Source organism: Haloferax denitrificans ATCC 35960, from assembly GCF_000337795.1.
Classification (GTDB): Archaea; Halobacteriota; Halobacteria; order Halobacteriales; family Haloferacaceae; genus Haloferax; species Haloferax denitrificans.
Window position 1 is genome coordinate 1 of record NZ_AOLP01000021.1, and the last position, 511, is coordinate 511.

Sequence of the window (511 nt, forward strand, 5' to 3'; positions counted from 1 at the left end):
CTCGCGTGTCCTTTGTGAAATCTCTGGCAATATTTTATAAAAATTGCCTGTACTTCCAATCTCGTCTGCATTGAATACAACTCCCGATGGAATCGCTCTTTGAATTGCAATGTTTTGGTACTCGCAAATACCATGTTTCTCTTCAATTTCATTGTTTAATTCCTTTCTTATAATTTTTCTGAGTTCACTTGGACTCATGTCTTTCTTCTTAGATGAACTTGAAAAAGCTTTTAAGGCTGGAACACCGGAAATGGTTCTTCTTGCTCGTTTTGTAGCTGGCATATTGTAATCTTAATATTTTAAAAAAAAGTGACCTAATTTATAAAAACGTATAATTGTGCAAATGTTATTTTCTCACTCACACTTATTATTCCTTACACTATGTCTGTCTGTGAAATATATTTCATCATTCTACAACATCGGCGCAGCAAAATGCGGCTTGTTCAGAAGTGGCCTAGGTAATATTAGACGTGGAAAGTCTGTGACATTCTCGTCTTTCTAGGCCACTACC

The 511-nt window shown here is 35.8% G+C and carries 1 protein-coding gene; it reads right to left on the reverse strand.

Going from position 1 to position 511, the window contains the following annotated elements; all coding sequences use genetic code 11:
- Nucleotides 1–282, reverse strand: a 282-nt coding sequence (locus tag C438_RS19455) for a hypothetical protein (RefSeq protein WP_152421783.1), incomplete at its 3' end; no start/stop codon positions are given.
- Nucleotides 283–511: the final 229 nt, after the last annotated feature.